This is a genomic window from Methylomonas albis (assembly GCF_014850955.1).
GTDB classification, from domain to species: domain Bacteria; phylum Pseudomonadota; class Gammaproteobacteria; order Methylococcales; family Methylomonadaceae; genus Methylomonas; species Methylomonas albis.
Genome location: NZ_JACXSS010000001.1, coordinates 2,860,281 through 2,880,864 on the forward strand (window position 1 = coordinate 2,860,281; position 20,584 = coordinate 2,880,864).

Below are 20,584 nucleotides of genomic sequence, written 5' to 3' on the forward strand. Positions count from 1 at the left end.
GTTAGGATGAGGGTTTATAAATAGGACAAGGCGCATTTGCCACAACTTCCGGAGAGGTGGTGGTTTTATGGCTTTTCTGCCCTCTTTCGAGCCGCAGCCAACCCATCAACGCTTGTCCACAGCGCTTCTTGGTTTGCCGCGCAGTACGGTTACCATCCTCAGCCGGTTTGGTTTGCCGAGTCACCTCGGTTACTTGCGCCGGATGACAGTTTTATTAACAGCCCACTGTAATTAGCGCGGTATCTACTATATTAAGACCACCTATAAAGCTAACTCGGACCAATCGACCATGACCAAAAGAATCCTGTACTTTTTAACACCAAGCGAAAACATCAGTCCATTCGATGTCACCATTGCCGCCGATGCAGGCTTCGATATGGTGGTGCCGTTTACTAAAGTTCAACCAAAACAAGTATCGGCGATGGTTCAAGATGCCATTTTTTGCCGCCCGCCCAATCGCTTTAACGATACAGGGATTTTCATCGGCGGACGCGATGTGCATATGGCGACCGACATGTTTCAAAATGCCAAAAACGCCATGGTGGGACCTTTTAAGGTCGGCGTATTCGCCGATCCGAATGGCGCTTACACCACGTCCGCCAGTATTGTCGCCTTGGTTGAACAAGTTCTTAATGAGAAGACCGGCAAAAGCTTGTCAGGGAAGAAAGTAGCCATATTTGGAACCGGGCCTGTGGGTCTTTGCACGGCTATATTGGCTACCCAACAAGGCGCAAAGGTGAAATTGTGCCAACTTGTTGCCGACGATGACGAAAGATCGGCCCAACGCTTTTGCGAGCGTTACAACACCCAGGTTGAATGGGTGTCCGCGCAGACTAATGACGAAAAAGAAAGCGTGATCCGGGATGCCGAAATCATTATTAGCGCGGCCAGAGCCGGGGTGCGCATTTTGGAGAACGCCTTGGCGCATGCCGAAAACCTGATCCTTGCCGCCGATACCAATGCGGTCCCCCCTAGCGGCGTGGCCGGCATCGGGCTTAACGACCTTGGGGTTGTCGCGGAGGTATCCGGTATCAGCTTTTTAAGCATAGGCCCCATGGCCATCGGTAATTTGAAGTATAAAACCCAGTTCGGCTTGTACGAGCAGATACAAAAAACCAATACCGCAGCGCTAATCGATTTTCCCGAAGCGTATCAATTTGCGCTGTCGGTATTGAAACAGCAAGCCACCAAGCCGGAAAGATCAATTTAAAGCAGCAGCTTGAGTCGTCTGAGCACTCTACCCGACCGGTAGGTTCGCCGGTCGAAAAGCTGCGCAAAATACCGTCGAACCAATAAGGCTTAGCCTGTTCAAGCACTAGCTTTTTTATCCTTACGGACGCCGCGCACGGCATAGGTTCTGGCCTTATCTTTTGCGTTTTCCGCGAAGAACGTCTTCCAGGATTCGCCGCCTCTATCGGCAACCACTGCAGAGAAATCCTTAAACAGGCTGATACCTTCCAACATCAATTTGGGGCTAAGGCCGTAGTCGTGGGTCAGGTAGTAGCTGATGCTCATCAGATAGGTTTTTTCCTTACTATTGAGCTTAATCAGTCGCTGCTTTTGTTTGACATAAACATAGTAAGAAGTCAGTGCCAGCAGGCTGATACCAAAAAATTTCGTCCACAGAAATATATAGGCATCGTCTTCATAGAGTTTCTGGCCTTTGCTCAAAATGGCCTCGGTTTTGTTCATATTCATCCTCGTTTAAATTGTGGCGGCATCTTAATTTAAGTTTGAAAATTTTGGGTTAAAAATGTTGCTCGCCACTACGTGCCGGCAGTTAACCGTCTCCAATGGCTATACCGGCCGCTGCAGTTTGATAGCATCCCCAGTATTACCGCAAAAACCTGAAAATCCGAGCAGCTAAGCTTATCGATCTCGATCATCGAAGAGGTTTATAGCAATATCCACCTATTTCTAACGCTAAGCGGCAAATCCGCAGACTGCTTGCCCGTAGCAAATAAATCAGGCTACCGTCAAAAACTCACCCGCCAAAAAAATAGCCTTCCCTGTGAGGGGCGTTTATTGTAATGCCGTCTAATATTGCGGCTTCCGCAATCAAGAAAGATTCATTTTTTAGCCTAAGCATCCCATTTCAAGAACGCAGTCATAGAGGTCGTCATCATGGCAAATGGCATTACAACGAACTGGCAGAACACCGATAATTGGTATCGAGCAATGATCGAATCCTCCGAAGACGCCATTATTGGCAAGGATTTACATGGCAGGGTTGCCAATTGGAATTCGGCCGCCGAACAGATGCTCCGTTATACGGAACAAGAAATTCTAGGCCAGCCGATTACAAAACTGATCCCCAAAGTACTGCATAGCGAGGAGAAAGTGATTCTTGGCAGAATCTTGCAGGGGGATCAAATTCAACACTATGAAACGATTCGACGGCGAAAGGATGAAGACGAGTTTCCGGCATCTATCAGCATTTCACCAATAAGGTGTCCGCAAGGGAATATTATCGGCGCGACAAAAATTATCCGGGATATTAGCAAACGTAAAGCGGCGGATTTATTGAGCAAAGACAACCGCTTTCGCGCACTGTTCGAGACCATACCCCCAACGCCTGTTTTCATACTCCGATGGTCTAACCGACGCCCAAAATGCCGACGGAGAGAGCTTTAGTGAGGCGCGCGCATTAGCTCTGTTTAAACAACAGTTCGACAGCCCGGACAAATCAGCCGAGTTATATAAAACGTTTATTGATTTTATCGATCCCCATAAAGCGCAGGACGACATGTCGCTGCTGGTTGTCGATTGCGCGTTGTTGCAGTCATAGTCCAAGCGCAGCCGTATTGCGGCTAGTTCAAACAGGCCGCAAACATTACCGCCAGCCCGACGGTAAACACGCTTGGCTCAGCAAACGAACGAGTGTAGAACGGGTTAAGTTAGAAACCAAACGCATACCCCACTGTCCAGAACGCAGCACCCCACAACCACCCCCTGCTGAAATACGAACAACAAAACACCACCGCCACCACCAATACCTTTAAAAAACAATAATATAATATCTGGCACATCGATTGCTCTCTCAAATGCGTATTTGAATCGCCAATTTCAATTTCCATATCGCCAGCTCCAAGTCCAACGCATGACTGACCTTAAAACCAAAGCGGAGAAAACGCGCGAGCGGCTGTTGACCGCCGCCAGCCGCATCTTTGCCGAGAAAGGCTATCAGGACTCGACCATCGCCGAGATTTGCGAGCAGGCCCAAGCCAAATTCACCTCGGTAAATTATCACTTTGGCGATAAGCAAACCCTGTATTTGGAAGCCTGGCGCCATGCCTTCAACCAAGAGCTAGGCCAGCATCCACCCGACGGCGGCGTGTCCCAGCAGGCGCCGGTAGAGCAACGGTTGGCCGGGCGCATCAAATCGTTAATCCGGCGAGTAGCCGACAACAATTCCTATTCATTCGCGATCATTCACAAGGAAATGGCGCAATCAACGCGCTTGTTGGCGGACATTCTGGAAAAGGAAATCAATCCGCAGCGCCAGCAAATGTTCGGTTTGCTGCGCGAATGCCTGGGCCAGGACGCCAGCGAACAGCAATTGCAGTATTGCCACGTCAGCATCATGGGCCAATGCTTTCAATTGCTACGCCTGAAACAAATGCAACAAGACCGTCCACAGCGCACACTCCCCAGCGATCTGAGCGACATCGGCGCGTTCGTCAAGCACGTGGTGGATTTCTCGTTGGACGGTATCCACGCCATCCGTTCGCAAACTTTACCTCAACGTATCCAAGTATGAACCGAGAAATTTCCGAGTTACCCTCGTCGAGTAAGCGCCGGCCCCATACACCAAAGCAGAGCGCGGCGGCGGTAAAAAACGGCGCTTTTTTGAGCAGCAAGACGCTCCGGCCGTGGTCGCCATCCAAGCGGCCGGCAGCGGCAATTTCCCGGCATTGATGGCTTGCGACAAGGAGCTCAGCATCATCGCCTTAATCGGCGTGATTTTACTGATCGGCATCGTCAAGAAAAATGCGATCATGATGGTAGACTTTGCGTTGCTGGCCGAGCGCGGTCCGGATTCGCGCGAAGCGATCTTCCAGGCTTGCATGCTGCGCTTCAGGCCCGTCCTGATGACCACTCTCCGCGTTGTTCGGCGCGTTGCCGCTTGCATTGGGCAGCGGTTATGGCGCGGAATTATGCCAGCTATTGGAGATTTTCATCGTGGGCGGCCTGATTTTCAGCCAGTTGTTAACTTTGTACACGACACCGGTCGTTTATGTGTATCTCGACCGGCTCCGGCTGTGGTTGCACGGCCGTTTTTCCAAGCGCGCCGCCAGCCAGGCGCCACATTCCATCTAAACCGATTGTCATGCGTTTAAGAACAAGCCCAGCGTTGATTGCTTCCTTACTGACCTTGCCATTGGCTGCCTGTACGGTAGGCCCGGATTACCTGCGCCCGCAAGCCAATATCTCCGAGGAATTTAAAGAAGTGCAAGGCTGGAAACAGGCCCAGCCGCGCGATACCGGTTTGCCCGGCAAATGGTGGGAGATTTTCAACGACCCCAAACTGAACGAACTGGAAGAGCAGGTCGCCGCCGCCAACCAGTCCATCGTCCAGGCCGAAGCGCAATACCGGCAAGCCCAGCATCTGGTGCAATCGGTGCAATCGTCCCTGCTGCCGGTGGCGACATTGACCGGCACCTTCAACCGCTTCCGCGCCGCCACCGGCCAGAACGTGGCGGTAGGTGGCGTACGCAACCTGTTTGGTCAGGCAGTCGGCGTGGCTTGGGAACCGGATTTATGGGGTAGCGTGCACCGCCAGGTGGAAGCGAATACCAGCAACGCCCAGGCCAGCGCCGCGACCTTGCATGCGTTGATACTATCCAGCCAATCGGCGTTAGCGGACAGTTACTTTCAAATGAAAACCCTGGACGCCCAGAAAGCCTTATTGGACGAAACGGTGGCGGCTTTTGCGAAAACTTTGGAGATTACCAAAAACCGCTATGCAGTGGGCGTGGTGGCCAAGGCCGATGTGGTACAAGCCGAAACGCAACTGGAAACCGTGCGCGCCCAGTCCATCGACTTGGGTGTGCAACGCGCCAAGCTGGAACATGCGATTGCAGTATTGATCGGTAAAACCCCAGCGGAACTGGCGCTGGCAGTATCGCCATTAAATGCGCAACCACCAGGCATTCCAGTCAGCCTCCCGTCGGAATTGCTGGAACGCCGCCCGGACATCGCCGCCGCCGAACGTAAAATCGCCGCCGCCAATGCGCAAATCGGCGTCGCCAAAGCAGCTTATTACCCTACGTTGAATCTGGCCTCGACCAACGGTTTTCAGTCGCCGACCGCAGACACTCTGTTCACGATGGCCCGCCGTTATTGGTCTTTGGGACCGGCCGGCTTGGCCTTGACCTTGTTCGACGGTGGCGCCAAAAACGCTCAGTACAAGCAAGCGATAGACGCCTACGACGCCAGCGTCGCCGGGTATCGGCAAACCGTGCTGACCGGTTTTCAAGAAGTGGAAGACAATCTGGCTGCCTTGCGTATCCTGGATGAAGAGACCCAAGTGCAAGACAAAGCCGTCGCGGCCGCCAAGCAGGCCTTGGCCCTGACCAACAACCAATACCAGGCCGGCACCGTTAGCTATATCAACGTGATGACCGCGCAAACCGCCGCACTGTCCAATCAACAAACCGCGGTGCAATTGCTCGGGCAACGCTTATCCGCCTCGGTGTTACTGGTCAAAGCCCTGGGCGGCGGCTGGAATGAAACCTTAGTGCCAACAGAAGACGAAGCTGATGGCGAACGCAAATGGACGGATTATTTGATTCTGCCGGTGGTGGAGTAGTGTTGCCGATGGCTAATTTACTAGCCGGAGCCTTAATACGGTGGAATGTTCGTAAGGAATATCAAGCCCTTCACCAGCGTTTCAATCGACGACCATGTGCATTTTGTGCTTGGAGATAATCTCGCATCCCTCTGAAATGGCCGTACTCGTTTAATTTTGGCTTAGTTGAAATCGATGAAAGTTTGTATCGATAACATTATTGGGATTGGGTGGAACTCCCCCTGCGTCAGAATAGTTGTGGCCTCAAATTTTCAGCTCACTTTAAATTTGAGATAAAAAATGAATCCTTCCAAGAAACAGTATTCTGCTGAGTTTAAGGAGCAAGCCCTGGCGAAAGTTTATAGTCGCGGGCAGCGCACGATTCAGGCCATTGCCGACGAATCTAACCTCAGCATACATACCTTAAAAACCTGGATGAGCAACGCGGCACCGACGGATACCCCGAAACCCAAACCAGCCAAACGCCCCCAAGATTGGCGCCCCGAAGAACGCTTGCTGGCACTTCAGGAAAGCCATGGCTTGACCGGTGAAGGGCTGAGTGCCTGTGTCGGCAACGCGGGCTATTTGCGCATCAACTCGTCCAGTGGCGAAGCGATTTTTGCGCTGCCGCCCGACCGCGTTCAGGTGGCGATGACAGCCTGATACTGCGCGGCCTGAAAGCCGAGAATCAACGTCTGGAGCGCGAACTGAATCGTAAGGACAAAGCCCTGGCTGAAGCCGCTGCCTTGCTGATCCTGCAAATACCCACACGGGGCACTAGAAAAGGTCCGGGCGCTGTTGGGGGGCGAGGTCGAATGACCTCTGTGCAACAGCGCCAAAATCTGATTGATTCCATTACTGAGACGACAACAGCCGGTGCCCGCCAAGATCAAGCCTGTGCCGTGTTGGGTCTGAACTCGCGCACTTTGCAACGCTGGCAGGCCGGAGAAACTCTGGGCGAAGACCGGCGATCACGGCGGCAGTACTCGCCGCCGCATGCGTTGACCGAGGCCGAGCGCACCCACATTTTGACCGTGGTCAATTCCGTTGAATTTGCGGATTGCCCACCCAGCCAGATTGTTCCGCGGCTGGCAGATCAGGGCATTTATCTGGGCTCTGAATCGACGATCTATCGCATTCTAAAAGTCGCCCGGCAACTGAAACACCGCCGCAGTGAACGCCCCAGCCAGCCTCGCACCAAGCCCAAAGCCTTAAGTGCGACGGCACCGAACCAACTTTACAGTTGGGACATTACCTATCTGCCGACCGCCATCAAAGGCCAGTTCTACTATCTCTACCTGTTCCTCGATATTTTCAGTCGCCAGATCGTCGGCAGGCAGGTGTTTGCAGAAGAAAGCAGCCACTACGCCAGCGAGCTGTTGCGGGATATTGTTGGGCGCGAAGGTCTACAACCTGGGCAAGTCATCCTGCATTCCGATAACGGTAGCCACATACCCACAGGGCACAAGTGAAAGGTGCCACCATACTGGCCACACTGCAACAGCTCGGCGTCATGCCCTCACTGAGTCGCACGGCGGTGAGTAACGACAATCCGTATTCGGAATCGCTGTTCAAAACCTTGAAATATCGGCCGCAATACCCGTTGAAACCGTTGGCCGATCTGAGCGTCGCTCGTGAATGGGTGGCAGATTTAGTGCATTAGTATTTATGACCTTCAGGTTACAACCACGAGCATCGGCATGGTGCCATTGGTGTCACCCCGGCCCAAAGCCATGCGGGTGTGGACGAAACGCTGCTGGCTCAACGTAAGGCACTTTATGAAAACGCTCGCCAACAAAATCCTCGCCACTGGAGCCAAAATACGCGTAACTGGAACCCAAGTTCTGTTTGAGTTCATTGCTTATCGTATGAAAGTGGCAGTCTGATCATCACGTCAAACCATCCCTTCAGCCAGTGGGAACACATCCTTCCAGACACCATGATGACCGTTGCAGCGATTGAACGCATTATCCACCATGCCATCATTATTGAAATAGAAGGAGAAAGCTATCGGAAAAAACAAAGTATAAAAAAGTAACCCATTATTTTTAACTAAAACCGGAAAAAATAATTGACGCCGGACACATGAATGCAAACATAGGTTTTATCTTGGAAACAAAGGCATTTGACTATCTACTTCCGGAGACCACTGCCAAGTTGCGTACCAGGAAAACCGGCAGGTAAGGCAGCTCATCCTCGAGCCTTAAGGGCTTGCTGAATGCGCACCGTTCCACACTGCAATCAGTTTGTCAGCCACTTGCAGTTTGAAAGATGAGTCGACGGGAATGAATTGCAGATTGGTGCGGATCAATCCAACGTCGCTGACGACAAAGCTTGTATTACAGCGAAATACCACCGCAATCCTCAGAATGCGCTTGTCGAATTTGTCGTTTTGCCGAATAACTGACCAAGTGACTGCCTTTCTGGCCACTGACTGAGCAACCAGCCAGACCGCTCAGTAGCTTTAATTTGAATCCAACGGCACCTGCCACCTAGGTTTTTTCGGTATTGAACGATTTCGCCTGCCACGAAGGTAACCTGCTGCGGATTGGCGGTCTTGCTCTGCAACGCGACTAGGTTGATTGCCAGACTGAGTTCCAGGTTCTGTTCGCGATGGATAATGTCCAAGCGTTCAGCAACAGGTTGTTTTTTTCAGGGTGGCTGTTAGTGCGGCTTTTGCCAGTATCCGGCCAAACGCTGCAAACCAGCTTTCCAGTTACTGAGAGAGCGTGAAAACCGGTTTTTTTAGTGTCCACGAAGTCAACCGGTTAAAATTGGTATCACGAAATCAAATTTTTGAGATTTTTATAAACATATGACTTTATAAGCCATTGATTTTATTGGTCGGAACGACAGGATTTGAACCTGCGACCCCTTGTCCCCCAGACAAGTGCGCTACCAGACTGCGCTACGCCCCGAAAGTCTATCGCTAAACACATGCTCTCACCTAGTAAAGCGTGTCGCGCATACTATCATACTATTTGCGAAACGCTATTTCAGCAGCTCCAAAATATCTTCCAACTCACCTATCATTTGATGGATAAGCTGCTTCGTACGCAAACTATCTTCTTTTGCACTACCACTCGCCAGATGGGAACGAGCACCACCTATGGTATAGCCTTGCTCGTATAACAAAGCTCGAATTTGTCGAATCAACAGCACATCGTGACGCTGATAATAGCGGCGATTACCGCGGCGCTTTACCGGACTAAGCTCCGTGAACTCCTGCTCCCAATAGCGCAATACGTGGGGTTTTACAGCGCAGAGGTCGCTAACTTCGCCTATCGTAAAATAACGTTTAGCCGGAATAACCGGCAGTTCGTTGTTATTACTGGGTTCCAGCATATGCTTCTACTCGAGCTTTCAATTTTTGCCCTGTTCTAAAGGTCACGACACGACGAGGCGTAATCGGAATTTCTTCACCGGTTTTCGGGTTTCTTCCTGGACGACCACTTTTGTCGCGCAATTCGAACTTCCCAAACCCGGAAATTTTAACCTGCTCACCGCTTTCCAGACTTTTTTTAATTTCGTCGAAAAACAATTCTACGATTTCTTTAGCTTCTCGCTTGTTTAAACCGAGATCTTCAAATAACTTCTCTGCAATATCTGCTTTGGTTAATGCCACAATCACTCCCTCAATTTCGCATTCAGTTTAGCCGCTAAAGTGTCCAGCACTTTGCGAAATATAGCATCAATTTCCGTGTCGGTAAGAGTTTGTGCAAAATCCTGCAAGACCAAAGCTAACGCAACACTCTTATAACCTTCTGCAACGCCTGGTCCGCGATAAATATCGAAAATCGATATTTCACGTATCGCCGTCTCCAGACAGTCTTCAATAGCGCTAGTAATCGCGTCAGCCGATACAGACTCCTCCACCAATAACGCCATATCGCGGCGTACCGAGGGATATTTGGACAATACGCTAAATTTAGGCACACGGCGTTCCAATACGGCATCCTGCTCCAGTTCGAACAAGAATACCGGACTGTCGAAGCCTAACTGCTTCTCCAGCGTCGGGTGCAACATACCTAATAGGCCTATAGCTTCACCGCGTTGGTTTTTAATTTGCGCGGTTTGACCGGGATGCAAGGCCGGATGTTGATAGGCAACGAAATCTGCGCCAATACCGGCCAGACCAAATAAAGCTTCAACATCAGCTTTCACGTCGAAAAAATCCAGTTTTCTGGTTTGTTCGCCCCATTGCTCGGTGTTAACAGTACCCAAAGCTACACCGGATATCATCTTACGCTGCTGAATTTGTCCGTCTTGATAGAAAAACCGCAAGCCAGCTTCGAATAAGCGCACCCGGTTTTGCTGACGGTTTATGTTGTACAAAGCCGCGTTCAACAAACCGCACCATAGCGTTGTGCGCATCACCGCTAACTCGGAAGATATCGGATTTTGAATCCGGATAAACTCTTCGCCGGGCGCGACGGCATTTTGCATCGCTTCATCGACAAAGCTGTAGGTAATCGCTTCCTGATAACCACGATCAACCAAACAATCCTGCAACCTCGCCAGGGACAACTGCGCTTCGGGCGCTTTACCCAATTCGGACCGCATTAACAGGCTGCTGCTAGGTAGATTGTTATAACCATAGATTCTGCCGATTTCTTCCAGCAAATCCTCTTCGATAGCAATATCAAAGCGAAAGCCCGGAGGGGTTATTTCCCAACCACTTTCGACCACTTGCACGCTCATGCCCAAACCTTCAAACAAAGCATGTACTTCATCATCGCCGAACTGAATCCCCAAGACTTTGGCGATGCGTTGGCTCCGCAACTTGACGGGAGCTCTAACAGGCAGCTCAGCTGCCGAAATAATTTCTGAAACAGGACCAGGGCTACCGCCGGCGATGTCCAGAATTAACTGGGTCGCGCGCTCGATGGCCCGGCGTTGCACATTAAAATCGACACCTCTTTCGAATCGATGCGATGAATCAGTATGCAAACCAAATTGACGAGCCTTGCCGGCCACATTAACCGGCGTAAAAAACGCGCATTCAAGGAAAATGTCTCGGGTTTCGCCAAATACCGCACTGTCCTTACCCCCCATCACCCCGGCCAAGGCCAAGGCTTGCTGTTGATCAGCAATGACTAAGGCGTCGCCATCCAGCTCTATGGTCTGGTCATTCAATAAGGCCAGCGACTCACCGACTCGACTGCATCTAACTACAATAGGCGCACTCAGCTTATCGGCATCAAAGGCATGCAAGGGTTGACCCAACTCGATTAACACGTAATTAGTGACATCGACCACTGGACTTAAGCTTCTAATCCCGCAACGACGCAGCCGCTCTTGCATCCACAATGGGGTGACCGCAGCAGGATTGATGTTTTTGATCAAACGTCCCAAATAAACTGGACATGCTTCAACAGCTTCAATCTTAACTTCCAAAGCTTGTTGGTGTTGCGGCTCGATAACGGCAACTGTCGGCGCTTGGAAAGACAGGCTGTTCAATACCGCTACTTCCCTAGCAACGCCTTCAACGCTCAAGCAATCCGCACGATTAGGCGTCAAACCCAATTCGATCACATTGTCGTTGAGCATCAAATAGTCGCGGATATCGATGCCCACCGGCGCATCGGCCGGCAATTCCATCAACCCTACCGAACTAACCGCTAAGCCCAATTCTTTTTCCGAGCACAGCATACCGAACGACAATTCGCCACGCAGTTTGGATTCTTTTATTTTAAAATCGCCCGGTAATACCGCGCCTATCAATGCCGCCGGAATTTTCAAACCGGGCCTGACATTGCTAGCCCCACACACAATTTGTAAAGGTTCGGCTCGACCGACGTTGACCTGACAAACCCTAAGTTTGTCGGCATTGGCATGCTGTACGGTAGATAACACTTCGCCAACGACCACGCCGCTGAATTCGGCGGCAACCGGCGTAACGGCATCGACTTCCAGACCGGCCATGGTCAGCTGCGCAACCAACTCGGCGGTATCTACAGGCGGATTGACCAGTTCTCTTAACCAGGCTTCACTGACTTGCATGATTACTATCCACCGTTAGTTAAACTGTTGTAAAAATTTCAGATCGTTTTCGAAAAACATCCGCAAATCGTTAATCCCGTAACGTAACATTGCCAAGCGCTCGACGCCCATGCCAAAGGCAAAGCCGGAATAAACTTGGTTATCTATGCCGACAGACTTAAAGACTTCCGGATGAATCATGCCGCAGCCCATCACTTCCAACCAGCCGGTTTGACTACACACGCGGCAGCCTTTGCCATCACATATTACGCACTCGATATCGACTTCGGCGGAAGGCTCGGTAAATGGAAAATAAGACGGACGGAAGCGAACTTGTATGTCTTTCTCAAAAAACGCACGCAGAAACTCAAATACCACGCCTTTCAAATCGGCGAAACTGACATCGGTATCGACCAAAAACCCTTCGACCTGATGAAACATTGGCGTGTGGGTCAAATCGGAATCGCAACGATAAACCCGACCCGGTGCAATCACCTTCAAAGGCGGCTTCTCGGATTCCATCACTCGAATCTGTACCGGTGAGGTGTGGGTTCTTAATACAGTGTGGGCATCAAAATAAAAAGTATCGTGCATCGCCCGCGCGGGGTGATGCTCGGGAATATTCAGTGCGCCGAAATTATGATAGTCGTCTTCGATTTCTGGACCTTCGACTACGTTGAAACCGACACTGGCAAAAATCTTGGCAATTCGGCGTAAGGTAATCGTGACAGGATGCAGTCCGGAGACGCTTTGACCGCGACCCGGCAAACTGACATCAACACATTCACTGGCCAGACGCGCAGCCAGTTCAGCACTCTCCAAGGTCAATTTCCGCGCCTCTAACGCCTCTTGAAAGGTGTTTTTAGCGTCGTTAATCACTTGACCGGCACTGCGGCGCTGTTCGGGATCCAGACTACCCAACTCTTTCATCTGTTGAGTAAATAAGCCTTTTTTGCCTAGATAATTGACTCTGACCTGATCCAGTTGGCTAAGGTCTGCTGCTTGTGCAAGCTCATGTAATGCCTGCGTAACAATATCTTCGATACTAGCCGACACGACTAAGCTCACTTTTGTCTGCAATTGAGGGAAATTCCAAAAGGATAGGGTTCCACCAACAAGAGGCGGTGGAAAACTCCCTGCAAACCAGGGAGTCGAGCGATTAAGCCGCTCTGCAAGAACGGCTTAATGTTTTCCTTACGGTTTGCTTTGGTTCGCTATAGCCACTTTCGCGATGGCGCCGAAAGCGTCGATATCGCGTACAGCTAAGTCAGCCAAGACTTTGCGATCGATCGCAACATTGGCTTTATTCAGACCGTTGATCAACCGGCTATAGGAAATGCCGTACAAACGTGCGGCAGCATTGATACGCACTATCCACAAGGCGCGGAATTGACGTTTTTTCTGTTTACGGTCGCGATAGGCGTATTGACCGGCCTTGATGACCGCTTGCTTGGCGACGCGGTAAACCCGGCTACGGGCACCGTAGTAACCTTTTGCCAGCTTTAAAATCTTTTTGTGTCTTGCTCTAGCGGTGACGCCGCGTTTAACTCTAGCCATGTTCTACTCTCTTCAATAACGGTGACAAATCAACTGTACGGCAGCATACGCGCAACCAATGGCGCATCTGACGGATGAAGAATGGCTGTTTTACGCAGTTGTCTTTTACGTTTGGTGGTTTTTTTGGTCAGAATATGACGCTTATGCGATTGTTTGCATTTAAAACCGCCGCTGCCGATTTTCTTGAAGCGCTTGCCGGCACCACTATGGCTTTTCATTTTTGGCATTTGTTTTCTCCAATGATTAAAAGTAAAGTCCCTGAGATAAAACCCAGTGAGGCAAAATGCTTGGCCCCATTGAATTTCCAGACACATAAGCGTCCGCTAGCCGATTCGTTCCTGAATCGCGTTGCCGTTTTAAAAAACGACTAAAACCTTATGGCTGAGCTATTTCTTTTTCTTGGGGCCCATCACCATTACCATTTGCCGGCCTTCCAACTTGGGAAACTGCTCGACGATAGCCATTTCTTCCAGATCCGTTTCGATACGTTTCAACAAGTCCATACCCAACTCGCGATGAGTTAGCTCCCGGCCTTTAAAACGCACAGTGATCTTGGTTTTGTCGCCTTCGCTTAGAAATTTGATCAGGCTACGCAGCTTAACTTGGTAATCGCCTTCTTCGGTACCAGGCCTAAACTTGATTTCCTTGATCTGGATTTGTTTTTGCTTTTTCTTGGCGGCTTGCAGTTTTTTGTTTAACTCAAACTGGTATTTGCCGAAGTCCATGACTTTGCAAACCGGAGGATCCGCATTGGGCGATATTTCGACCAGATCCATATTTGCATCGTAGGCGAGTTGTAACGCTTCGTTTATGGAAACAACCCCGACTTGTTCACCTTCAGCGCCTACTACCCGAACCCGCCTGGCGGTAATCTCGGTATTTAAGCGCGTTGCATCTTTTTTAGAGCTGATACCCTAATCCTCCAAGTTGTTATTATTTTCGATCCGCAATCTGGTTTCTCAAGCGTTCGCCAAGTTCGCCAATTGACAGACTTCCTAGATCCTCACCCTGCTGCGTGCGGACACTGACAGTCTGAGTTTCTAATTCCTTGTCGCCGATAATCAAAAGATACGGCACTCGCTGCATGGAATGCTCGCGGATTTTAAAGCCTATCTTCTCGTTTCTCAAGTCAATTTTGACCCTAAGACCTTGTTTTTCAAGTTCTCGCCGCACCTGTTCTGCATAATCAGCTTGGCGATCAGTAATATTCAATATCACTAACTGCACAGGCGCCAACCATAGTGGAAAGGTTCCGGCAAACTGCTCGATCAAAATCCCGATAAAACGCTCCAAGGAACCCAGAATCGCCCGATGCAACATTACAGGCACGTGCCTGGCGCTATCCTCGCCTATGTAAGATGCGTCCAATCTAGCCGGCATCGAGAAATCAACTTGTATAGTACCGCATTGCCAGACTCGACCTATACAATCTTTTAAGGAGAATTCAATTTTGGGGCCATAAAAGGCACCCTCACCTGGCTGCAAAGCCCAATCCAAGCCTTTATTGTTCAGCGCCAATTCCAGCGCAGATTCAGCTTTATCCCAGACAGCATCATCACCCACTCGGTTTTCCGGACGAGTTGACAGCTTGATGATCACGTCTTCAAAACCGAAATCTTTGTAGACTTCAAACAATAAATCAATAAAGGTAGATACCTCTGATTGAATCTGATCTTCGGTGCAAAAGATGTGCGCATCGTCCTGCACGAAATTCCGCACACGCATCAAGCCGTGCAGCGTACCGGATGGCTCGTTGCGATGACAAGAACCGAACTCCGCCAACCTCACCGGCAAATCCCGGTAACTCTTGATACCCTGATTGTAAATCTGAATATGGCAAGGGCAGTTCATCGGCTTGACCGCGTAATCACGATTTTCCGAATTTGTCGTAAACATCATGGCACTGAATTTATCCCAGTGCCCGGATTTTTCCCAAAGACTGCGATCTACAATTTGCGGCGTTTTGACTTCACCGTACCCATTTACGCGCAATTTCTCGCGCACATACCGTTCAATTTGTTGATAAATAGTCCAACCCTTATCGTGCCAAAACACCATACCCGGCGCTTCTTCCTGGGTATGAAACAAATCCAGGGCTTTACCGATTTTACGATGATCGCGCTTCTCCGCTTCTTCCAAACGATGCAAGTATGCCGCTAAATCTTTGGCATCACCCCAGGCAGTGCCGTAGATACGCTGCAGCATTTCATTTTTGGAATCGCCACGCCAATATGCGCCAGCAATCTTCATCAATTTGAAGGCTTTTAATTTCCCCGTACTAGGCACGTGCGGACCGCGGCACAAATCGGTGAAATCGCCTTGATTGTATAAGGACAGATCTTCGTTAGCCGGAATCGAAGCAATGATTTCCGCCTTGTATTTCTCGCCTAGTCCCTCGAAAAAACTAACCGCTTCGTCGCGCGACAACACGGAACGACTGATGGCAATATCTTGTGCAGCCAAATCAGCCATTTTCTTTTCAATAGCGGCCAGATCCTCAGGCGTAAAAGATCGCTCAAAGGCAAAGTCATAATAGAAACCGTTTTCTATCACCGGACCTATCGTCACCTGCGCTGAAGGAAATAATTGTTTAACAGCCTGAGCTAGCAAATGTGCAGTGGAATGGCGGATTACATCGACACCCTCCCCGTCTTTGACCGTAACGATTTGCAAACTTGAGTCGGAATCAATCAGCGTGCTGGCATCCACTAACTTGCCATTAACTTTGCCAGCCAAGGTTGCCTTGGCCAGGCCTGCACCGATAGACAGGGCCACATCCATTACGGAAACCGCTTGGTCAAATTGACGCTGAGAGCCGTCAGGCAAAGTTATTACAGGCATTTTCGATTCCAGAATAAAAAAAGCACCGTCATGCGGTGCTTTATGTTTTGGTAGGCGCGAGTGGACTCGAACCACCGACCCCCACCATGTCAAGGTGGTGCTCTAACCAGCTGAGCTACGCGCCTAAAGTCTATCGTTCGAGGCGCGCATTATAATGACATTACTCGCTTATGCAAGCTTTTTCTGCACAACCAAAAGCCAAGCTCTAGATCAGGCTGTTTCAAATACGATGGAACCTTTGGCGCTAGGTGCCTGCGTACTGCTCTCACTATTGCCCGCCAATTTGTTTAAGAACTCTAACAAAGTTGGCTTCTTACCATTGGCCGCGCTACCCAGCACATTCACTAGATCGTTAAAACTATCCTGCAATTCTTTGTATTTTCCCGCAGCCGCACCAGCAGTATCACCCAGAGTCGTAATCAAATTTTGTAGATTATCGGTAAATTTACCGTAGCCGTTTCGGCCTATCGCTTTGTCACCATACTGGGCGTCATCGTTAGAGCCGTGACGACGGTCCGCGCTGTATTTCAAAGCCTGACGCAAATCGTGCAAGAAACTATGCAATGCCTGACCTACATCGACGACAGTTGCACTTGGCTTCGGCGCAGCATCTGCAGCTGTAGTAGTAGTCGCTGCCGTCGCGGTTGCTGCCGGCGAAGTTGTCGTAGTAACTTGTGTGCCAGCGTTATTCTGAGCACTGTTTGATACCTCTGACGCTGCTTGCCCGGTTGGCACTGTTGTAGGCGACGATATAGGCGTAGCAGACGCAATCTGTTTCGGTAGCGTCTGAGCGGCAGCAGTGTCGCCTTGCGCAACCGCAGCTGACTGCGACGCACCACTTTGCTTCAATATCTGCCGCAAATCCTGCAAAAAGGTCTGTAACAACTGACCCAGATTGGATGAATTATTTTGACCGCCGCCGGCATCGCTTTCAGTACTGTCATCAGCGACAGAACCGCCATTGCGGGCAGGAATATTCAACCCAAAACTTTGCAATGTTTGCACGACACTTTGCATAAACGCACCACCACCGTGATGATGTCCATGCTTTTCACCTCGCCCGCTTACCGCCTGGCGCTCTTGATCGTCATCGTTATACGTACTTTTGGTGCTGGATATGCTGATGCTGGTTTGCGATACATACAACGAGGTTGTCATTGAATTGATCGTAGTCATTAGATTCACCTTGACGCTGACATACAAAAAACAAACGGCTCATAACCACACAAAAACACAGTGCCCATACATTTAAGGCGCCCGCTTTGGCGGCATTACAACCATACCGATTTGTTTAGCGGCAGAAATTTTGTGAACTTTAACTAACTATTCAAAAAAAGACCAAACCCACTTGACTCCCAACAAAACCTCAAAAAACAATTTCAGCAAAATTTGCTGCGGCCTTGCCAATAGACGAATTCAGCCATTCCTAAAACTAAATTCCCAACCAATTTTGTGGCTGCAAAAATGTGTCATACAACGCCGCTTCCGGACTACCAAGATCAGGCTGCCAATTGTATTGCCAATGCGCAACTGGAGGCATGGACATCAAAATCGATTCAGTCCTGCCGCCCGATTGCAGACCAAACAAAGTCCCCCGGTCGTACACCAAATTAAACTCGACATAACGGCCGCGCCGGTACAACTGAAAATTACGTTCCCGTTCGCCGTAGGCGGTATCTTTACGCTTTTGCACGATAGGCAAATATGCCGCCAAGTAATGGTCACCGACGCTCTGCATAAATGCAAAAGCTTGAGAAAAATCGGGCTCATTCAAATCGTCAAAAAACAAACCACCAACGCCGCGGGTTTCGTTGCGGTGCTTTAAAAAAAAATACTCGTCGCACCATTTTTTATAACGTGCATACACGTCTTCGCCAAACGGCAGACAAGCCTGACGCGCAACTTGATGCCAATGCAATACGTCCTCACAAAAAGGATAAAACGGGGTCAAATCAAAACCTCCACCAAACCACCAAATAGAAGGCTCACCCTCTTTTTTGGCAATAAAAAACCGCACATTGGCATGCGAAGTCGGCACATAAGGATTGCGCGGATGCATCACCAACGACACCCCCATCGCTTCAAATTGCCGATTAGCCAGCTCGGGTCGTTTAGCGGTTGCCGAAGGCGGTAAATTACTGCCAAACACATGCGAAAAATTAACGCCGCCTTGTTCAAACACCTCGCCATTCGTCAATACCCGCGAACGCCCACCACCGCCTTCGGCGCGATCCCAAGCATCCTCAACAAAGCGAGCGGAGGACTCTTCCGCCTCCAAAGCAGTACAAATTCGATCTTGCAAATTCAACAAATAAGTTTTTACTGCGGAAATATCGTTCTCAATCATGATAAAGCGCGTTCCTGTCGACAGTAGTTTTACTCGGCAACCCTTATCAGGTAGTCCACTGCGCGCAAATTACCACAAAACCGGTACTCAACCATATACCAAGGTTTGCGCAGGCAAAATGATGTCATTTGGCAATCCGGAATGCTTGAAAAGCACTTACCGCTGGTTTAAAACCGTTAGCCTTTAACATCTAAAACCAATTGCACTATTGGCTTGATGTTTCCCGATGTACAATCTCGCTTTTATTCCTTGTTAAAAGTGTGGATACATTATGGGATTTGAAGAACTAGCATCGCTCAGAGACGAACTTGTTAAGCAAGCAGCAGCCGAAAAATCAACACAGCTGCAAAAGAAGGTAGATGACAAAACACCTGCCAAGAAGACCGGCAAAGCTAACACGTTAGTCTCCAGCATAGGCTTGCTCCAAAAGACTTTTCCCTTGGCATTTCCAAAAAAACCCGCAGCAAAACTGCCGCTAAAAATCGGTATCCATAGGGACATCCTGGCGCACGCCGACCAACTTGGCACAGATAAAAACCATTTACGCACGGCACTTAAAGCCTGGTGCTGGGGGCATCGTTACTGGGATTGCTTGACGGAAGATGCTGTCAGAGTTGATTTACAAGGAAACCCAGCGGGCCAAGTGACGAAAGCAGATGCCGAGCAGGCAAGTAAATTGAAAGCTGAACGCCGAAAACGGTCCGAGGCAGCTGAAGCTTTGCCGACAGAACACGCATAGCTTTTGTGCGTTCACCGGCCAAACAAGTTAAGCTTAAACAATAGTAACCAGCCATGGACTGTTGCGGACAGTGTCCGTGGTATTCGATGACAAATCAAACTCGGAAAGCTCAATCCAAGCAAGAGGTTTCCATTCATCCAAAGATAAGCAACTTTCTTTGCTTGCCAACATTATGACGGTTCTCTGAAAAATTTTTGTCACATAAAGCGCCTGGTTCCCATTAAAATAAGCTCGGATTCTGCAACGCAGCCCTATAAAGTACAATTTTCGACTGCAAAATTTGCAGCGTTTTTCTCGCGATTAAGCCTTTTTGTTTCCCGACACCAAGGCTTCCCTTCCTCCTAACAGCCAAGTCTCAAACATGGCTAAAGTTGGTAACACAGAGCCTTAAAGCCCCACGGCACCAGCCGGGCGTTACTCTTTTATAGCTTTCAAACTCCGACACTGGATCGCAGTTTGCTCGATCCTAGATTTTTAGTTCCCAGGAGGAATTATGTGTTGGAGTGGCGAGGCATCAGCCGCGCTTGCCGTAACCGGCTTTGCGAGCACTGCTTTTTTTTATCGACGCGGCGAATCCAAGGTCTTATGCTTGGCATTGGCCTATTTTTCCCTAATGGAATTACTACAGGCGTATACCTATTCAGTGATAGACCAGTGTCTTAATCCGAATAATCAGGTCGCCACCTTTTTGGGGTATATGCACATAGCATTTCAGCCATTTTTTGTGAATGCGGTCACCATGCACTTTGTCCCGGAACCCATACGAAAACGCATTGGGCCGCTTGTATATGGACTCTGCTTTACTGCGGCTACGGTATTTATGATGCGGATTTATCCATTTCAATGGGCTAGTTTTTGCTTCGACCACTATTACCAGTTTTTACCCGGCACTAATATCAAATTCACCATGCCTTTTTGCGGCACGGAAATTTGCTCGACGTCCGGACAATGGCATATCGCCTGGGCAATACCTGCAAGCGGCAGCATTCAAATGGCTAATAGCTATGTATATGCCGCGTTCCTGTTGCCCTTGCTTTACGGCTCCTGGAAGCTGGTGCTGTACCACCTTACGACCGGTCCGTTGCTAGCCTATTTGTCCACCAATAATATGAACGAATGGGCCGCCGTATGGTGCCTATATTCAATTGGCCTGCTTCTGTTATTAATCAAAACACCCGTCCGTCAATATTTGCACGTTTCCGACTGGTACGGTTGCCGCTATCCCCAGTTTTTGTCGGAGAGCGGCAAACCCTTGATCTAGAGCTTGTAGCGCCCAGGAAAAAGACGATTTCTCCGCCTATCGTTGCGGAGAAATCCCCCGAAATAA

The 20,584-nt window shown here is 49.6% G+C and carries 21 protein-coding genes, 2 tRNA genes and 2 pseudogenes; 12 read left to right on the forward strand and 13 right to left on the reverse strand.

What is annotated here, in order from left to right; translation table 11 throughout:
- The first annotated feature begins 289 nt into the window (after nucleotides 1-289).
- Nucleotides 290-1,210 (forward strand): NAD(P)-dependent methylenetetrahydromethanopterin dehydrogenase, encoded by a 921-nt coding sequence (locus EBA_RS13215; RefSeq protein WP_192375147.1) that lies wholly within the window; start codon nucleotides 290-292, stop codon nucleotides 1,208-1,210.
- Nucleotides 1,211-1,308: 98 nt separating this feature from the next.
- Here EBA_RS13215 and EBA_RS13220 read toward each other — a convergent pair whose 3' ends face one another.
- Entirely contained in the window at nucleotides 1,309-1,692 is a 384-nt protein-coding gene (locus EBA_RS13220; RefSeq protein WP_192375148.1) for a hypothetical protein, read from the reverse strand.
- Nucleotides 1,693-2,124: 432 nt separating this feature from the next.
- Here EBA_RS13220 and EBA_RS13225 point away from each other — a divergent pair, with 432 nt between their 5' ends.
- The 9 genes and pseudogenes from EBA_RS13225 to EBA_RS13265 all read left to right on the forward strand — a co-directional run.
- Nucleotides 2,125-2,634: a PAS domain-containing protein gene (locus EBA_RS13225; RefSeq protein WP_192375149.1), complete on the forward strand. Its 510-nt coding sequence runs from the start codon at nucleotides 2,125-2,127 to the stop codon at nucleotides 2,632-2,634.
- Nucleotides 2,576-2,788, forward strand: coding sequence for a SpoIIE family protein phosphatase (locus tag EBA_RS24930; protein ID WP_192377284.1), 213 nt, complete (start codon nucleotides 2,576-2,578; stop codon nucleotides 2,786-2,788). Before EBA_RS13225 ends, EBA_RS24930 begins: the two co-directional genes overlap by 59 nt.
- 312 nt (nucleotides 2,789-3,100) lie before the next feature.
- Nucleotides 3,101-3,760: a CerR family C-terminal domain-containing protein gene (locus EBA_RS13235; RefSeq protein WP_192375150.1), complete on the forward strand. Its 660-nt coding sequence runs from the start codon at nucleotides 3,101-3,103 to the stop codon at nucleotides 3,758-3,760.
- A 121-nt stretch (nucleotides 3,761-3,881) separates the two neighbouring features.
- Nucleotides 3,882-4,320 (forward strand): annotated as a pseudogene (locus EBA_RS13240) (efflux RND transporter permease subunit); the annotation flags it as partial.
- A 10-nt stretch (nucleotides 4,321-4,330) separates the two neighbouring features.
- Nucleotides 4,331-5,812, forward strand: a complete 1,482-nt coding sequence (locus EBA_RS13245; RefSeq protein WP_192375151.1) for an efflux transporter outer membrane subunit — start codon at nucleotides 4,331-4,333, stop codon at nucleotides 5,810-5,812.
- 279 nt (nucleotides 5,813-6,091) lie between these two features.
- Nucleotides 6,092-6,454, forward strand: a complete 363-nt coding sequence (locus EBA_RS13250) for a transposase (RefSeq protein WP_225616241.1) — start codon at nucleotides 6,092-6,094, stop codon at nucleotides 6,452-6,454.
- Between the two features lie 152 nt (nucleotides 6,455-6,606).
- Nucleotides 6,607-7,263 carry a DDE-type integrase/transposase/recombinase gene (locus tag EBA_RS13255; protein WP_192375152.1) on the forward strand — a complete coding sequence of 219 codons (657 nt, stop codon included), beginning with the start codon at nucleotides 6,607-6,609 and terminating at the stop codon, nucleotides 7,261-7,263.
- Nucleotides 7,260-7,454 (forward strand): hypothetical protein, encoded by a 195-nt coding sequence (locus EBA_RS13260; RefSeq protein ID WP_192375153.1) that lies wholly within the window; start codon nucleotides 7,260-7,262, stop codon nucleotides 7,452-7,454. The genes EBA_RS13255 and EBA_RS13260 overlap by 4 nt, the downstream gene beginning before the upstream one ends.
- Nucleotides 7,455-7,626: 172 nt before the next feature.
- Nucleotides 7,627-7,829: pseudogene (locus tag EBA_RS13265) on the forward strand (ATP-binding protein); the annotation flags it as partial.
- Between the two features lie 803 nt (nucleotides 7,830-8,632).
- Here the strand turns inward: EBA_RS13265 and EBA_RS13270 are convergent.
- From EBA_RS13270 to hemF, 12 genes are all read right to left on the reverse strand, one after another.
- Nucleotides 8,633-8,709: transfer RNA gene (locus EBA_RS13270), tRNA-Pro, on the reverse strand.
- A gap of 73 nt (nucleotides 8,710-8,782) precedes the next feature.
- Nucleotides 8,783-9,136: a MerR family transcriptional regulator gene (locus tag EBA_RS13275; protein WP_192375154.1), complete on the reverse strand. Its 354-nt coding sequence runs from the start codon at nucleotides 9,134-9,136 to the stop codon at nucleotides 8,783-8,785.
- Nucleotides 9,120-9,416, reverse strand: a complete 297-nt coding sequence (ihfA, locus tag EBA_RS13280) for an integration host factor subunit alpha (protein ID WP_026146839.1) — start codon at nucleotides 9,414-9,416, stop codon at nucleotides 9,120-9,122. The genes EBA_RS13275 and ihfA overlap by 17 nt, the downstream gene beginning before the upstream one ends.
- Nucleotides 9,417-9,418: 2 nt before the next feature.
- Nucleotides 9,419-11,794: a phenylalanine--tRNA ligase subunit beta gene (pheT, locus tag EBA_RS13285; RefSeq protein ID WP_192375155.1), complete on the reverse strand. Its 2,376-nt coding sequence runs from the start codon at nucleotides 11,792-11,794 to the stop codon at nucleotides 9,419-9,421.
- 15 nt (nucleotides 11,795-11,809) lie between these two features.
- Nucleotides 11,810-12,829 carry a phenylalanine--tRNA ligase subunit alpha gene (pheS, locus tag EBA_RS13290; RefSeq protein ID WP_192375156.1) on the reverse strand — a complete coding sequence of 340 codons (1,020 nt, stop codon included), beginning with the start codon at nucleotides 12,827-12,829 and terminating at the stop codon, nucleotides 11,810-11,812.
- Nucleotides 12,830-12,967: 138 nt separating this feature from the next.
- Complete coding sequence (gene rplT / locus EBA_RS13295) at nucleotides 12,968-13,330, reverse strand: 50S ribosomal protein L20 (RefSeq protein WP_020481986.1); 363 nt, start codon at nucleotides 13,328-13,330, stop codon at nucleotides 12,968-12,970.
- Between the two features lie 29 nt (nucleotides 13,331-13,359).
- A complete protein-coding gene (gene rpmI / locus EBA_RS13300; RefSeq protein WP_456085608.1) occupies nucleotides 13,360-13,644 on the reverse strand; it encodes a 50S ribosomal protein L35 in 285 nt (94 codons plus the stop codon).
- Between the two features lie 72 nt (nucleotides 13,645-13,716).
- Nucleotides 13,717-14,241, reverse strand: coding sequence for a translation initiation factor IF-3 (gene infC / locus EBA_RS13305; protein WP_082879515.1), 525 nt, complete (start codon nucleotides 14,239-14,241; stop codon nucleotides 13,717-13,719).
- A gap of 22 nt (nucleotides 14,242-14,263) precedes the next feature.
- Nucleotides 14,264-16,171, reverse strand: coding sequence for a threonine--tRNA ligase (gene thrS, locus EBA_RS13310; protein WP_192375157.1), 1,908 nt, complete (start codon nucleotides 16,169-16,171; stop codon nucleotides 14,264-14,266).
- A 48-nt stretch (nucleotides 16,172-16,219) separates the two neighbouring features.
- Nucleotides 16,220-16,296 (reverse strand) — tRNA-Val (locus EBA_RS13315).
- A gap of 85 nt (nucleotides 16,297-16,381) precedes the next feature.
- A complete protein-coding gene (locus EBA_RS13320; RefSeq protein ID WP_192375158.1) occupies nucleotides 16,382-17,347 on the reverse strand; it encodes a hypothetical protein in 966 nt (321 codons plus the stop codon).
- 256 nt (nucleotides 17,348-17,603) lie between these two features.
- Entirely contained in the window at nucleotides 17,604-18,518 is a 915-nt protein-coding gene (gene hemF, locus EBA_RS13325) for an oxygen-dependent coproporphyrinogen oxidase (RefSeq protein WP_192375159.1), read from the reverse strand.
- A gap of 271 nt (nucleotides 18,519-18,789) precedes the next feature.
- Here hemF and EBA_RS13330 point away from each other — a divergent pair, with 271 nt between their 5' ends.
- Complete coding sequence (locus EBA_RS13330) at nucleotides 18,790-19,257, forward strand: ProQ/FinO family protein (protein WP_192375160.1); 468 nt, start codon at nucleotides 18,790-18,792, stop codon at nucleotides 19,255-19,257.
- 493 nt (nucleotides 19,258-19,750) lie between these two features.
- Nucleotides 19,751-20,518: a DUF5765 domain-containing protein gene (locus EBA_RS13335; protein WP_192375161.1), complete on the forward strand. Its 768-nt coding sequence runs from the start codon at nucleotides 19,751-19,753 to the stop codon at nucleotides 20,516-20,518.
- The last annotated feature ends 66 nt before the right edge of the window (nucleotides 20,519-20,584 follow it).

Coding starts and splice junctions, on each gene's coding strand:
- thrS (WP_192375157.1), bottom strand. CDS start 16,171: ATGCCTGTAATAACTTTGCCTGACGGCTCTCAGCGTCAATTTGACCAA.
- EBA_RS13250 (WP_225616241.1), top strand. CDS start 6,092: ATGAATCCTTCCAAGAAACAGTATTCTGCTGAGTTTAAGGAGCAAGCC.
- EBA_RS13215 (WP_192375147.1), top strand. CDS start 290: ATGACCAAAAGAATCCTGTACTTTTTAACACCAAGCGAAAACATCAGT.
- EBA_RS13235 (WP_192375150.1), top strand. CDS start 3,101: ATGACTGACCTTAAAACCAAAGCGGAGAAAACGCGCGAGCGGCTGTTG.
- EBA_RS13220 (WP_192375148.1), bottom strand. CDS start 1,692: ATGAACAAAACCGAGGCCATTTTGAGCAAAGGCCAGAAACTCTATGAA.
- EBA_RS13225 (WP_192375149.1), top strand. CDS start 2,125: ATGGCAAATGGCATTACAACGAACTGGCAGAACACCGATAATTGGTAT.
- rpmI (WP_456085608.1), bottom strand. CDS start 13,644: ATGTGTCTGGAAATTCAATGGGGCCAAGCATTTTGCCTCACTGGGTTT.
- EBA_RS13335 (WP_192375161.1), top strand. CDS start 19,751: ATGTGTTGGAGTGGCGAGGCATCAGCCGCGCTTGCCGTAACCGGCTTT.
- EBA_RS13275 (WP_192375154.1), bottom strand. CDS start 9,136: ATGCTGGAACCCAGTAATAACAACGAACTGCCGGTTATTCCGGCTAAA.
- hemF (WP_192375159.1), bottom strand. CDS start 18,518: ATGATTGAGAACGATATTTCCGCAGTAAAAACTTATTTGTTGAATTTG.
- EBA_RS13330 (WP_192375160.1), top strand. CDS start 18,790: ATGGGATTTGAAGAACTAGCATCGCTCAGAGACGAACTTGTTAAGCAA.
- EBA_RS13320 (WP_192375158.1), bottom strand. CDS start 17,347: ATGACTACGATCAATTCAATGACAACCTCGTTGTATGTATCGCAAACC.
- EBA_RS13255 (WP_192375152.1), top strand. CDS start 6,607: ATGACCTCTGTGCAACAGCGCCAAAATCTGATTGATTCCATTACTGAG.
- pheT (WP_192375155.1), bottom strand. CDS start 11,794: ATGCAAGTCAGTGAAGCCTGGTTAAGAGAACTGGTCAATCCGCCTGTA.
- rplT (WP_020481986.1), bottom strand. CDS start 13,330: ATGGCTAGAGTTAAACGCGGCGTCACCGCTAGAGCAAGACACAAAAAG.
- EBA_RS13245 (WP_192375151.1), top strand. CDS start 4,331: ATGCGTTTAAGAACAAGCCCAGCGTTGATTGCTTCCTTACTGACCTTG.